The organism is Psychrobacter sp. Pi2-52 (genome assembly GCF_904846705.1).
Taxonomy (GTDB): Bacteria; Pseudomonadota; Gammaproteobacteria; order Pseudomonadales; family Moraxellaceae; genus Psychrobacter.
In genome coordinates, this window is sequence record NZ_CAJHBS010000026.1 from 1 (window position 1) to 14,747 (window position 14,747).

At 42.7% G+C, this 14,747-nt stretch carries 10 protein-coding genes; 2 read left to right on the forward strand and 8 right to left on the reverse strand.

The annotated features are described in order from the left end of the window. Positions 1 to 113 precede the first annotated feature (113 nt). The 4 genes from JMY00_RS12030 to JMY00_RS12045 form a co-directional block, all read right to left on the reverse strand. Complete coding sequence (locus JMY00_RS12030; RefSeq protein ID WP_201580310.1) at positions 114 to 593, reverse strand: BLUF domain-containing protein; 480 nt, start codon at positions 591 to 593, stop codon at positions 114 to 116. Between the two features lie 107 nt (positions 594 to 700). Next, positions 701 to 1,180 carry a BLUF domain-containing protein gene (locus JMY00_RS12035; protein WP_201580311.1) on the reverse strand — a complete coding sequence of 160 codons (480 nt, stop codon included), beginning with the start codon at positions 1,178 to 1,180 and terminating at the stop codon, positions 701 to 703. A 373-nt stretch (positions 1,181 to 1,553) separates the two neighbouring features. Beyond that, positions 1,554 to 2,027, reverse strand: a complete 474-nt coding sequence (locus JMY00_RS12040) for a BLUF domain-containing protein (RefSeq protein ID WP_201580312.1) — start codon at positions 2,025 to 2,027, stop codon at positions 1,554 to 1,556. 453 nt (positions 2,028 to 2,480) lie between these two features. After that, a complete protein-coding gene (locus JMY00_RS12045; RefSeq protein ID WP_201580313.1) occupies positions 2,481 to 2,987 on the reverse strand; it encodes a hypothetical protein in 507 nt (168 codons plus the stop codon). Between the two features lie 300 nt (positions 2,988 to 3,287). On the opposite strand from JMY00_RS12045, the gene JMY00_RS12050 reads away from it, so the two are divergent. Beyond that, a complete protein-coding gene (locus tag JMY00_RS12050; protein WP_201580314.1) occupies positions 3,288 to 4,118 on the forward strand; it encodes an HAD family hydrolase in 831 nt (276 codons plus the stop codon). A gap of 220 nt (positions 4,119 to 4,338) precedes the next feature. Here JMY00_RS12050 and JMY00_RS12055 read toward each other — a convergent pair whose 3' ends face one another. Continuing rightward, positions 4,339 to 5,166, reverse strand: coding sequence for a 3-oxoacyl-ACP reductase (locus JMY00_RS12055; RefSeq protein ID WP_201580315.1), 828 nt, complete (start codon positions 5,164 to 5,166; stop codon positions 4,339 to 4,341). Positions 5,167 to 5,540: 374 nt separating this feature from the next. Between JMY00_RS12055 and JMY00_RS12060 the strand changes: the two genes are divergently transcribed. Next, a complete protein-coding gene (locus JMY00_RS12060) occupies positions 5,541 to 6,674 on the forward strand; it encodes an extracellular solute-binding protein (RefSeq protein ID WP_201580316.1) in 1,134 nt (377 codons plus the stop codon). A gap of 82 nt (positions 6,675 to 6,756) precedes the next feature. Here JMY00_RS12060 and JMY00_RS12065 read toward each other — a convergent pair whose 3' ends face one another. From JMY00_RS12065 to gltB, 3 genes are all read right to left on the reverse strand, one after another. Next, positions 6,757 to 7,968, reverse strand: a complete 1,212-nt coding sequence (locus tag JMY00_RS12065; protein WP_201580317.1) for an FUSC family protein — start codon at positions 7,966 to 7,968, stop codon at positions 6,757 to 6,759. Between the two features lie 289 nt (positions 7,969 to 8,257). Then, positions 8,258 to 9,679 carry a glutamate synthase subunit beta gene (locus JMY00_RS12070; RefSeq protein WP_201580318.1) on the reverse strand — a complete coding sequence of 474 codons (1,422 nt, stop codon included), beginning with the start codon at positions 9,677 to 9,679 and terminating at the stop codon, positions 8,258 to 8,260. Between the two features lie 232 nt (positions 9,680 to 9,911). After that, the gene (gene gltB, locus JMY00_RS12075; protein ID WP_201580319.1) at positions 9,912 to 14,375 is read right to left on the reverse strand and encodes a glutamate synthase large subunit; all 4,464 of its coding nucleotides are present in this window, start codon (positions 14,373 to 14,375) and stop codon (positions 9,912 to 9,914) included. Between the last annotated feature and the right edge of the window lie 372 nt (positions 14,376 to 14,747).

The following is a 14,747-nucleotide window of genomic DNA, read 5'->3' on the forward strand; positions in this document are numbered from 1 at the left end:
AATGTCAGATTGAGTAGTCATTGCTTATTCTCCTGTTAATGGATTATAAGCAGTTACACAGTTTTTAGGAAACTCCCGCGGCTTTTTTACGTTAATCAAAATATAGAATTTATTTAAGCTTTATTGAATTCGGTATCCTTAAAGATCGTTCTCAGGAAGCTTGTAATCTGAGTGCTTTTCATTAGATACGGATTAAAGTCAGCACCTGCCGAGAAGCTTTTTAGGGTATATGCTTCGTCTTCTGCACTTGATGTTAAATATTTTATTAAAAACCCATCCCACCTACGTTCTTCTATTTCCTCAATCTCACTGAGATGGGGTACTAGGTAAGAGTACTCACTGATCAATTTTACTAGTATTTCATTGATAAGAGGTCTTGGACCTTCAATATTTTGAATAAAGTAATTGTCATTCACGACAAGCGCTGAGGTTACACCACTTTTTTCATTATTCCTTCGCCATTGCTCAAGCAGACGAGCCAATCCTATTCCATTATTACTGTCACTATTTCTGCCGATATACGTTAGGCTTAGAGTGATATGCTCACCATATCTTTTTCTATCTTCTAAAGGTTGGCTGGTAGTAATATGCATAAGAAACCTTATTTATAAAAAATTATCTAAATCAAAAGACACTTTATAGACGGCTTTTTTACGCCAATTAAAATAGATGACTCTTATGATATGTAAAGGCTACTCATCTAAAACCTATCGGATTCAGCACCTTCAAATATCGCTGTTAGAAAATTTTCAATCTGAGTACTTTTCATTAGGTAAGGATTGAAATCAAACCCTGCTGAGAAACTTTTTAAGGCATACTCCTCATCTTCGGCACTTTCCGTCAGGTGCTTGGTTACCAACCCATCCCACCGAAGCGCTTCTATTTCTTCCACCTTGACAACATTAGGAACAATCTTGAAATGCTCATCAATTATCTTCGCTAGAGCAGCGTTGACCGCCGGTCTTGAGCCTTGAATATTTTGAACAAAGTAACCGTCATTGATCACAAGCGCTGCAACCAACCCACTTTCCTCAAAGTATCTTCGCCACTGTTCAAGAGCACGAGTCAACTCTATACCTGTTTTCATTTCAATATTTTTACCGATATACGTTAGGCTAATCAGCAGATGCTCGCCATGTCTTTTCCTATTTTCTGACGTTTGATTGGTCGTTATATACATAAGAAAATCCATTTATATAATAGGTATATAAATTAATATACACTTTATCATAAAGTATAATCAATAAAACTCTTGGGAATTGATCAGCTTCTTATCATCCATACCTTAAAATAACATGATAAAAACAGATATCACTAGGTCATTTTTAGTAGTTAAATCCTGCAAGAGTCAGGTATGAATAGTCACTTATGAACATTCACCAATATTCTGTCCAACTGCTAAGAAAACATCCTGTACCCATACTGCTAACTTGCTTTCAACAAAAAGCCACCTATACACAGGTATAGACGGCTTTTATATTTTAGCTAGGACAAGTGGATATTACCTATTCTAAGAGGTAAATGCTTAAAAACCAAATACCACTCATTTAAAATTAATTAGATTCAGCATCTTCAAAAACCGCTTTCAAGAAGCTTTCAATCTGAGAGCTTTTCATTAGATAAGGATTGTAGTCGGAGCCTGCTGAGAAGTTCTTTAGAGCATGCTCTTCGTCTTCAACACTTGAGGTTAGATGCTTAACTAAAAACCCACTCCATTGGCGCGATTCTATTTCCTCTATATTCACGATATTAGGGACAATAGTTGAATGCTCGTCAAGTATTTTTTCCAAGGCAGTATTGATAGCAGGCCTTGTCCCTTGAAAACTTTGAACGAAATAACCTTCACTAATGACTAAAGCTGAAACGATATCGTTTTCTTCAAAATATCTGCGCCAGTACTCAAGTGCGCGAGTCAGCTCAATCCCAGAATCTAGATCGACATTTTTGGCGATATATGTCATATGGATAAGAATATGCTCGCCATGCCTTTTTCTATCTTCTGAAGGTTGGCTTGTCGTTATGTTCATAAGAAACCTTATTTATAAAATAATTCATTCAAATCAAGGTATACTTTAAGATAAAGTATAATTAATAACGTTTTTTATCATTTGCTATGATTTTTTTAGATTTATAACATAGAAGTTTCAATGATATAGCATACCAATATCCATAGTAGTAAAATTATACTACAAAGTTGTCACGTTCAGTATCTTGGCATTATTCCAATAGTTAACAAGCCTAATCTATATTCTCCTATAACCCTGCCTCAACGCACTTATATGACTAAGTCATGTTTACTTATAGACTAAATATTATAAACATCAATCAGGGTCTGTCATGTCTATTAAGCTAGCCCGTTTATAGGTATATGAAACATAACCTACCCTCAATAAAAAGCCGTCTGTGCTATGTATACACAGTTTGGTATAGGCGGCTTTATTGCATACTAATTGTTGCATATTGATTGAATAGCTAACGTATCAATACCGACCCATCTCGACTGTTGTTTCAGCAAGTACCGAATCACTTTGCCATGCTTGTACATCTACCGTATACAGATGGTTTTTGCCGCCAGAGCAAGGCGGCTTATATGCACCGCCCGCCTCGCCTTTACGGTTACGGTATTCTGCGACCATCTCAATACCTACTGGTACTTCGTAAGTATGACCAAATACTCGTGGTACTTCTGCACTCGTAGCACCCTCTGGTAGTGCGAACTCCACGATACCATGCCCACCATGCTGCATACGTTTGTTGCTTACATCGTTATAGACGAATACCAAGCTTTCCGCGCCTGCCGGAATGTTTGAAACAGTCATGCTAGGCGTGGCTGGACTTTTGCCATTATAATTTAGACATTGCTGACCTTCAGGTACTTTTTTGCCATCCCAAGCAGCATCATTAAATTTAACATCCATTGCAAGAGCATTGGCAGATAAAGCCAAGATTGCCAAGGCTGTAACCGATTTTAAGGTAAAGAATTTCATACTTATTCCTTTAGGTAGCTGATGCATTAATAACGAGAGTCCATCTTATTTGGTAGATTGTTTTTGATAATTGAATATAACTTTATAATACATAGACACGGTTAAGTTAATCATATCGTTTAGCATTTTTGTTAATCCTCTGGACAAGCAATTAACAAACTTACAGACAATTATGCGGATACTGAATTAATAAGCATGCTTGCAGCATCGTAGGTTACTCGATAGGTATTTATCTGATTGGGTATGTTGTAGTAGTATCTGAATCATTGTATCTACACGATTAAAAATAATAGGATCATCATGTTTATCGAAGATAAAATTGCCAAAGAAAGTATGACTACTAAGATTTCGACCCCAAAAATCATTTTTTTTGACATCGATGATACCTTAAGCCGTAACGGCATCATCGCTGAACACAATAAAGCGACGCTTGAGCAGCTTGCAGATACCGATATTAAACTAGTGATTTCGACTGGTCGTTCTAAAGCCATATTGCCTGAAGACATTATAACGTTGCTTGACGCAAATATATTGGACGCTATTATTTGTATGAATGGACAATATAGTTTTGATAAAAGCGGCCGAATCAGCCACTACCCGCTAACGGCTGAACAGACAGATAAAATCGTACGCCTATGCCAGCAGAGTGATTTGATTCATAAGTTTGACTCTGCCACTCATATCGCTTGGTCAGGTGAAAATGAACGTTTACGCGAGTTCAATGCGGTCACGCCCAATTCGATCCTTGATCCTGAGTACTACAAGACAAATACCGTCTATCAATGCTCGGTATTTTTTAACAATCAGCAAGAAAAAATGCAGGATATCGACTTTGCCCAGTATGATTTAAAGCTGGTACATTGGCATCAGATTGGTGCCGATATATTGCCAGCAGAGGCATCAAAAGCTCGCGGTATCAAAGATGTATGCGAGTACTATGCGGTAGATGCAAGCGAGTGTATGGCATTTGGTGATGGTATGAATGACTTAGAAATGTTCGACTTGGTTGGATTTGCTGTGGCCATGGGAGATGCGCAGCCAGCTTTAATAGAACGCGCTGACTTTGTCACTGGGACGATTGAAGAGTATGGTATTCAAACCGTGCTTAATCAGTTAGCAATGAAGTCATAAGACTGTCCAGGCACATAAAGCCATTAATGTTCATCTAATTAACGTTCATTTAAAAAAAGCCCTTACTAACCGATTAGTAAGGGCTTTTTGTTATGGGCTAATTTTATATAGACGTTTCAACTGAAAACTGTAGCGGTGATGATTCCAATACTTTGTCGAGTATTCATTTCATCCCTTCTACAAATCCAATAGAGCGTTGAGGCATCAGTTAAGGCCTCAATTAAGGCATCGTCAAACCACCGTCAACAGCGATCGACTGTCCTGTGATAGCTGCACTCAAATCAGATGCCATGAGCAATACTGAATTGGCAAAATCAGCTACCGAAGTCGCTTGGCGCAGCGGCGTTGTAGTCGCGATATAATCAAATACCTCTTCAGTGGTTAAGCTGCTTGCGTCGGTAGTTTTTAATAATCCACCTGCCAGCAAATTAACCCGAATACCATACTGTCCAAGCTCGCTTGCTAGGTTGCGAGTCAGTCCAATCAACGCTGATTTAGCCGTGGTGTAATCATAATAGGTCACCACTGGGTTGTAGACAAGATTGGTTGAGATATTAATAATTTTACCTACTTGCTGCGCTTTCATTTGCGGAAGCACTGCTTGCACCGTATTGACTGCGCCTTTAACAATACCGTCCATTTGTTGTGAAAAATGCGACCACTTTACTGTTTCAATACTGGTGTACGCAGCGCTTGGATTGAACTGATAATTCGGCAAAGCATTATTGACCAGTATATCGATACGTCCATGACGAGTGATGACTTCAGCTGCCATTGCTTGCACTTGCTCAAGATCGGTGACATCCGCCTGATAAGTAAATGCTTGACCGCCTATCGCGATGATGTCAGCCACTACCGCCTCAGCAGCCTGTTTACTATTGAGGTAGTTGACGCAAACGATAGCACCTGCTGCTGCCATTTGCTGTGCAATCTGTGCACCAAGCCCTCGACTGGCACCGGTGACTATGGCAACTTTATCTGTGAGCAATGCTGGTATAACTGAGTGGCTTTTATTCAAGGCGTTTTGAGTTGAGGTACTTTCGGTCATTGTGCTGTATCCTTTATTATTATGGTATGGTTAGTGTCTTAGAGCCAAAGGTTGATATCTGCTTAGATGATGTTCGTCATACTTCGGCCTGCGCCAATCATAGCATGGTTATATGCTATCTTTTTTCGATTCGACGTTAGCAGCTCGCTAGCAATTCTACACAAAATTAGCTGTCATTCAGTTAGTTTTGCTACTCATCTCATTAGCCCAACTGGCTATTTTTATTAGTATTGTTAAGCATTGCCTTAATAATAACCCTTTAAATTGTATAAACTAATGACCATAATAGTTTTATTGGCCATGTCAGGCTTTTATCTTTTTGGCTTTTTATTGAATTTTTCTGATTTGCATTATCTTTATTTAGGAGAGATATTTTGACCCATTTATCATCGTCCCATCCAACTACTCACACCTTGGCTAGTGTCAGTCGCATAGTGCCAAAAGCATTGTTAGCAGCGGCTGTAGGCTTGGTACTTGCCAGCTGCAGCAACTCTGACAATGCAGCAGATGGCAGTGCTGCGGCGAGCAATGAGACGCTGAACCTTTACAACTGGTCAGAATACATGCCGCAAGAGATTTTAGATGGTTTTGAAGAAGAAACTGGCATCTCAGTTAATTACACCACATTTGACTCTAACGAAGCCATGTATGCCAAGCTCAAACTATTGGATGATTCGAGCCAGTATGACTTAGCGATTCCATCGACTTATTATGTTGAAAAGATGGCGAAAGAAGGGCTGTTGCAAGAGCTAGACAAATCTAAATTGAGCAATTTCAAAAACCTTGATACCTCATTTACCAATACCAAAGTTGATCCTGATAACAAATACTCTATCCCTTATATGTGGGGCAGCACCGGTCTCGCCATTAACGGTGACAGTGTCGATCCGAAAACTGTCAATAGCTGGAATGACCTATGGGATCCTAAGTATAAAGGTCAGGTGATGCTGACTAATGACGTGCGTGAAGTATTTGGTATGGCACTGCTGACCCTTGGCTACTCAGGTAACAGTAGCAATCCTGATGAAATTGAAGCCGCTTACGATAAGCTCACCACGTTGATGCCAAACGTCAAAACTTTTAACTCTGATGCGACACGTATGCCATATATCGAAGGTGAGACTGCGCTTGGTATGACATGGAATGGTGAGGCAGTCATGGCCAATGACGAAGGTTTGACTAGCTTGGTTTATAAGTATCCAACCGAAGGCGCTATCTTGTGGATGGACAATTTTGTCATTCCAAAAAATGCCAAGCAAGTTGATGCAGCACATAAATTTATTGATTATTTATTACGCCCTGAAAACGCCAAAATTGTTAGTGAAGAGATCGGCTATGCGTCACCAAATATAGCAGCACGTGAGCTGATGGATGAGAGTGTCCAAAACAATCCAACGATTTACCCTTCTAAAGAGGTATTGGCAAAAGCTGAGTTCCAAGAAGATGTAGGCGATGAGGCGTTGCAAGTGTATCAACAGTACTGGGATAAGCTAAAGACCGGTCGATAATAGTTTTGATTTAGCATTTTAAAATAAAGTAGTCTTTGAAAAATAAAAACGCTGATCTTAAATGGCCAGCGTTTTTTTTGCGTTACAAATGTAAATCTGTCTCGCCGCCCTGCTCTTTCATACGGCGCTGCTCACGGCGCTGATAGCCTAGACCAGATGCAGCAAACCAATGCGGCTTCGATGTTTGTAGTAAATCACTCAGCTGCTGCAACTGAGTTTGTAAGGTTTGTGTCAACCAAAAATAGCCCTGCCACTCAAATGCTAGGTGCTGTACGCTTGGATACTCCGAGACAGCAATACGAGTAATGGGTCGAAATACTTCATCGCTTGGACTACGTAACACCGCTGCCATGTGCTGCATCGCTTGGGTAAGCTCATGCTGATAATGTACCAATAAAACATGATTTTCTTCATCAATCTCGATATTTGCCAAGCGCGGTGCCGCACTTAACAGTAAATCAATCGTCCCGATAATATTACGGTGGGTACGTTGGATCGTCTCTAGCGTTTCTTTTTCGATTCCTGACTCACTGGCTGTCGCCGCGATATGTGGTCGCACAGCCAGCAGACGTTTATTAATCTGCTGTAACGCTGTGACCAATGCCCTATCAACGGGTACTTCCTTAACAGGAAAAGCCACTGGGTTTAACTTTTGAACAGAGTCGTCCACCACTCCATCCGTTGCATCAATATGATGACCTACGCCCGCGTAGAGACTACTACAAGCGTCAAGGTTACTACTCAATAAGAACCGCCACATCAACGTTGATTTGAGCGGCAAAATTAGCGTCACTGCTACCGAAACGCCTGTCCCCAGTAAGATATTTAGCGCGCGGTAGATACCATCTTGACCAATGCTATTATTGCCTAAATCAGAGACAATCATCAACATAGTGATGCCCGTTAGCAGCCCTGTATACCCAAGCTGTCTGACGGCTAAATAGCCAATGATGCCGCTGAGCAGACCAATGAGGGCATAGTCTACCCATAGCCATGCGCCTGCGTTCTGATTAAACCATAACACCCCAAGCGCAGTACCAATACCTAACAAAGTACCAATCACGCGCTCTTTCGCCTTAGTATAAATAGCACCTTGGTATTGCAATAACCCTAGAATAATGAATACTGTAATGGTCGTCCATTCACCGTGCGGAAGATTGGTGATTTTATTGATCAATAAAGCCAATATCACAGCCGTGCCTAGGCGTGTGGCATGTAAAATATCTGCATGTTGGTAGCGAACATAGGGTTCGACAAATGGAGCAATAATACGCTGATAAAGGGTGGGTTTCACGCAAGGCTACTCTTTTTGGGTGGAATATTTAAGTGAGACACTTTAATAAAAGATTATTAAAAAATCTCACTAACTAGCGGTAAGTATAAGTTGATATTCTATCAGCAAAATGACGGGCAAAAAATAACGCCTTCTACCTATTATTCACAGGTAAAAGGCGTTATAAAAAATATCCTAGCACACTATATTGAAATCTACGCTATTGAAGATTATTTATCAAATGACTCAACAAATTATTCATTGAGAACCGCATCAGTGTGAATGAGTAATAGTCTATTGCGCTAGCGTATTATACTTCTAGGTAGTCTAGAATACCTTCCGCAGCTTCACGGCCTTCCCAAATCGCGGTCACAACCAAGTCAGAGCCACGTACCATATCACCACCTGCAAAAATTTTGGGATTCTGCGTTTGGAATTTAAAGGTTTGTTTTTCTGCAGCCAACACTCGACCAGAGCTGTCCATTGCCACTTGCTTCGACTCGAACCAATCAGCAGGACTTGGTCTAAAGCCAAATGCCATAATCACGGCATCACATGGGATAATCTCTTCAGAATTAGGAATTGGCTCAGGGCGTTGACGACCACGGTTGTCTGGTGCACCTAGCTGAGTAGTAACAACTTTTACGCCGTTAACTTTACCGTTTAAACCGATGATTTCTGTTGGCTGGCGGTTGAATAAAAACTCAACCCCTTCCTCACGAGCATTGACTACTTCGCGGCGTGAGCCAGGCATATTTTCTTCATCACGGCGATAAGCACAGACGACTTTTTCAGCACCTTGACGAATACTGGTACGGTTACAGTCCATCGCTGTGTCACCACCTCCTAGTACGACAACTCTTTTGCCTTTAAGGTCGATGTACTCTTCGGCATCTTTTTCCCAGTCATTACAACGGTTGACGTTGGCAATCAGGTAATCTAGCGCATCGTAGACGCCTGTCAACTCTTCACCAGCGAAGCCGCCACGCATATAGGTGTATGTACCCATACCCATAAAGACCGCGTCATACTCAGCCAATAGCTCATCAATGGTGACGTCTGTACCGATCTCTGTCTCTAAGCGAAATTCCATACCCATGTCTTCAAAGATGACACGGCGGTTACGCATGACGTCTTTTTCCATTTTGAACTCAGGAATACCAAAAGTTAATAAGCCACCAATTTCAGGACGTTTGTCAAAGACGACAGGCTTGACACCATTTCTGACCAAGATATCTGCGCAGCCAAGACCTGCTGGTCCTGCGCCAATGATAGCAACTTTTTTGTCTGTCCAAACGACTTCAGACATATCCGGACGCCAGCCAAGTGCAAACGCGGTATCGTTGATATATTTCTCAACATTACCAATCGTCACTGCCCCAAAGCCATCGTTCAATGTACAAGCGCCTTCACACAAGCGATCTTGCGGGCAAACTCGTCCGCATACTTCAGGCAAGGTATTGGTGCGATGGCATAACTCAGCGGCTTGGAATATCTGTCCTTCTGTGGCCAGTTTTAGCCAGTTAGGGATATAGTTGTGTACTGGGCATTTCCACTCGCAGTACGGGTTACCACACTCAAGACAACGATGCGCTTGCTGGGCAACAGCTTCGTTTTCAAAAGGTTTATAAATCTCAACAAACTCTGTTGAGCGCGTTGCAATGTCTTTTTTGGTTGGATCAAATCTCGGTACATCTAAAAACTGGAAGTTATTTTCTAAGCGTTTTGCCATGGTGCTATCTCTTTTATATAAGGCTCTTTTGCAGTGGGTGGCGACAGTCATGCGATGTGTTGTTTGTCTAAAATCTAAGACATATATCACTGCTGTCACGTACCTGCTGAAAACCTGTGAGTTAAAACGTCTCTAAAAACGGAACGCTGGCTAACCTAATCAAAGCGACTGCCGATCCATCAATACATTCTATCAATGCACTCCATTGATACGATAGGCAGTCATGTATCGGCTATTGTGGGTCGGCCATGGTAGTTTTAAGAAGGCTTGCAATGTTCGCCGCTTTTGGCTTAACCAAATAGAACTTACGAACATAGTGCTCAAAGTCATTCAGAATTGTCTGACCCCATGCACTGCCTGTTTTATCTACATGAGCTTCAATCACTTGTTGCAAATGAATGCGATGCTCTTCTGTTTGCTCGCTTGAAATACGATTTAGATCGATTAGCTCATGGTTGCAACGGTCAAAGAAGTCGCCTTCCATATCGAGTACATACGCAAAACCACCCGTCATACCAGCACCGAAGTTGAGTCCAGTACGGCCAAGAATCGTGACGATACCGCCAGTCATATATTCACAGCAATGGTCGCCTGTGCCTTCGATAACTGCGTGTGCGCCAGAGTTACGGACGCCAAAACGCTCACCTGCAGTACCAGCAGCATATAGCTTACCGCCAGTTGCACCATAGAGACAGGTATTACCGATGATGGCCGTTTCTTGTGCTATAAAGTTTGAGTCTTTTGGCGGATAAATAACAATCTCACCACCAGCCATGCCTTTGCCCACATAGTCATTGGCATCACCTTCAAGCTCGATATTTAAACCGCCAGCATTCCACACACCCAAACTTTGTCCTGCAGTACCAGTTAAACGAAGTTTGATTGGCATATCGCTCATGCCAAGGTTGCCCCAGACTTGCGCAATCTCACCAGAAATACGAGCACCGATAGAGCGGTCACAGTTACCAACGAAATAGCTATAGTCGCCGCCTGCTCCTTTACGAATGTTCACGAGCATATCGCTAATCATTTGCTCAGCAAGCAAGCCTTTATCAAACGGCTCGTTACGCTCCACCTGACACGTCTGGGCTTTGCCCACACTGGCTGGGTGACTAAATAGCAATGGTGTTAAATCAAGATGACGCTGCTTATCAGTGTTACCTTCTAGAATATCAAGCAAGTCAGTACGACCGACCAGCTCTTCCATACTGCGAACACCTAACGCTGCCAACCATTCACGTGTTTCGGTCGCGACAAACTTAAAGAAGTTAATCAGCATTTCTGCTTCGCCAATGAAATGCTCATCACGCAGCTTGGCTTTTTGAGTAGCAACACCTGTCGGACAGTTGTTTAAATGGCAAATACGTAGGTACTTACAACCAACTGCAATCATCGGCGTGGTACCAAAGCCAAAGCTTTCTGCACCCAAGATAGCAGCTTTTACTACATCCAGTCCTGTTTTTAGACCACCGTCAGTCTGGACACGCACCTTATCACGTAACCCGTTCACTCGTAGAGACTGATGAGTCTCAGCCAAACCTAGCTCCCATGGTGAGCCTGCATGATGGATAGACGATAGCGGAGACGCTGCCGTACCACCGTCATAGCCCGAGATAGTAATCAGATCGGCGTAGGCTTTTGCAACGCCTGTCGCGATCGTACCAACACCTGGACGTGAGACCAATTTAACCGATACCAATGCATCTGGATTGACTTGTTTTAAATCAAAAATCAGCTGTGCCAAATCTTCGATAGAATAAATATCATGATGCGGCGGCGGTGAAATCAAAGTCACACCTGGCACCGAGTAACGCAAGCGTGCAATCAGCGCGTTGACTTTACCACCAGGTAGCTGTCCACCTTCACCAGGCTTGGCACCTTGAGCTACTTTAATCTGCATGACTTCAGCGGAACGAAGGTAGGCAGGTGTCACCCCGAAACGACCAGAGGCAACTTGCTTGATCTTTGAGTTACGCAATGTGCCATAACGTGCAGGATCTTCACCGCCCTCACCAGAGTTTGAACGACCACCGATGGTATTCATAGCCATCGCAATCGACTCATGCGCTTCAGGAGATAGCGCCCCTAATGACATGCCAGCTGAGTCAAAACGCGTCAAGATTTCAGAGATATCTTCCACTTCATTGATATCGATACTGTTGTCGGTTTTCAGTTGCAACAAATCACGTAAGGTCGCTACCGGACGGCTATTAACTAAATCAGCATAATTACGGTAATTATCGTAATCACCAGTACGTACTGCAGTATGCAGGCTATTAATCACATCAGGATTAAAGGCATGGTACTCTTTGTTGAAGACAAATTTGAGCAGACCACCCTGATCTAGAGGGGCACGACGCTTAAACGCATTGGCAGCCAGTTGCGCTTGATCAGTAGCAAGGTCTGCAAAGGTAGCGCCTTTGATTCGACTTTGTACGCCTTTAAAGCATAAATTGACGACTTCTTCTGATAGGCCGACTGCTTCAAACAACTGCGCGCCGCGATAAGAAACAATGGTAGAGATACCCATTTTTGATAAGATTTTCAGCAAACCTTTATCTAAGCCTTTGCGGAAATTAACACGGGCTTGAATCGGATCACCGAGTAGCTCACCAGTCGCGACCAAATCATCAATGACATCGTATGCCAGATATGGATATACACAAGTTGCACCAAAACCAATCAATACCGCTATTTGATGCGAGTCACGGGCAAGACCTGTCTCAATGATTAAATTAGCATCGGTACGGATACCTTGCGCGATTAGATAATGATGCACAGCACCAGTTACCATAATGGCGTTGGCGGGTACTTTGTCTGCATCGATATCTTTATCAGATAAGACAATCAACGTATTACCTGAGCGAATGTTATCTGCCACTTGCTCACAGATAGCGACGATAGCATCAGATAGTTCTAAAGTACGGTCATAGTTCAGATCAATGCGAGCCATCTTAAACGCTGGATCATCCAAAGTTTCAAGCTGCTGCATCTTGCTGGCTGACAATACTGGCGATGACAAAATAATACGATGAGCATCTCTCGCAGATGGTGCAAATACGTTAGTCTCAGCGCCTAAGCAGGTCTGCAACGACATCACGATTGATTCACGTAATGGATCGATTGGCGGATTGGTTACCTGTGCAAACTGCTGGCGGAAAAAATCACCGACATGGCGAATTTGCTGCGACAGTACAGCCATTGGCGTATCGTCACCCATTGAGCCGACTGGTTCTTGACCATTTTCAGCATTAGGGCGAATGATTTCTGTGCGCTCTTCATTGGTGATGTGATACATCTTTTGTAGCGCTTTGAGCTTATCACCGCGGCACGCTTGCGTTGCCAATGTCTCTTCTAGACGCTCATCATCACGGACACGCGTCGCTTCTTCACGCAACCATTTACGATATGGATGCGCCGTTTTTAGTAAAGTTGCAATAGCGGTTGTATCTAGAATTTGACCTGTTAACGTATCAATGACCAGCATTTGACCAGGTCCAACGCGACCTTTTGCCAATACATCTTGTGGCTCGTAATCCCAAACACCCACTTCTGATGCAACAGTGATATAACCGTTCTTAGTGGTTACCCAACGTGACGGGCGCAGACCGTTTCTATCGAGCATACAGACCGCATAGCGTCCATCTTGAATGACTAGACCTGCTGGACCGTCCCACGCTTCCATATGCTGTGAGTAAAACTCATAAAACGCACGCAGATCCATATCCATGCTATCAACATTCTGCCACGCTGGCGGTACCAAGATAGACATTGCATGGAACAGGTTCATACCACCAGACATAAGCACTTCGAGCATGTTATCTAAGCTAGATGAATCTGAACCCGTACTATTTACAAGTGGTGTCAGCTCATTCAAGTTAGGCAGTTTGTCTGATTTTAGCTTTGGCGTACGGGCTTTAGACCAGTTGCGGTTGCCTGTAATGGTATTTAACTCACCATTGTGCGCAAGATAACGGAATGGCTGTGCCAATGGCCAGCGCGGCAAGGTATTGGTTGAAAAACGCTGATGGAAGACTACGATATGTGATGCCAAACGCTCATCTTGCAAATCCAAGAAAAACGCTGGTAAATCTGAAGGCATTACCAAGCCTTTGTAAATAATAGTCTGACAACTCAATGAACAGACGTAAAATAGATCATCATCCGTCAAACGCTGCTCTGCTTTTTTGCGTGCAACAAACAGCTTACGGTTGAAATCATCGGCAGCTAGATCATCTGGCGCATTAACGAACACTTGCTTAAAGTCTGGCAATGTCTCACGACCAATCTCACCAACTATACTCAAGTCAAGTGGTACATCACGCCAGCCAGCCACTTCTAATCCTTGGGCCGTAATCTCATCGCTTAATACTTGTTGGCTATGCTTGGCTTTATCGCTATCTAAATTAACGAACACCATACCGACAGCAAAGTTGTCCGTAATGGCAAATTGCTGCTCGTCAGCAATCTGTTTAAAGAAATCGGTAGGCGTCGCTAATAGTAAGCCACAACCATCACCAGTTCTACCGTCAGCAGCAACACCGCCGCGATGTGTCATACAACTTAAACTATGAATGGCAGTTTTTACCAAATCATGGCTCGCTTCACCCTCAATATGGGCAATTAGGCCAAAACCGCAATTATCAGAAAAATCATCTGGCGTGGCCAGGTGTGTTTGTGAGGAAATCATTGACATAGCTTGTCCTTTTAAGTAGACGGGCAACTTACATTTCCAATGCGGAGTATAAGTTGGTACCCGTAAGCAGAACGGGCTGATAGTGGATATTCGTGTGTTCGAATTAGCAAATAGTGCAATGCTCGATAGACATCATACTTTAAGAGAAAGTAAAACCCTTGACCCTCCTGGTCATTAGCTGATGTCTTGACATGTGGTCCGTGTATCAAAAGATAGTAAGTAGCAGCCCTTGGCAACGGGAGAATCTACGCCCTTAAATGCCAGTTACTCAATCAGTGATATCTAATGCCATTCATTTAAGCATCATTTGTTATGTTGTCATGTTTAGCATTTAGCGCTAAGCATAAAATAACTTAATAACGGTGCACTTGT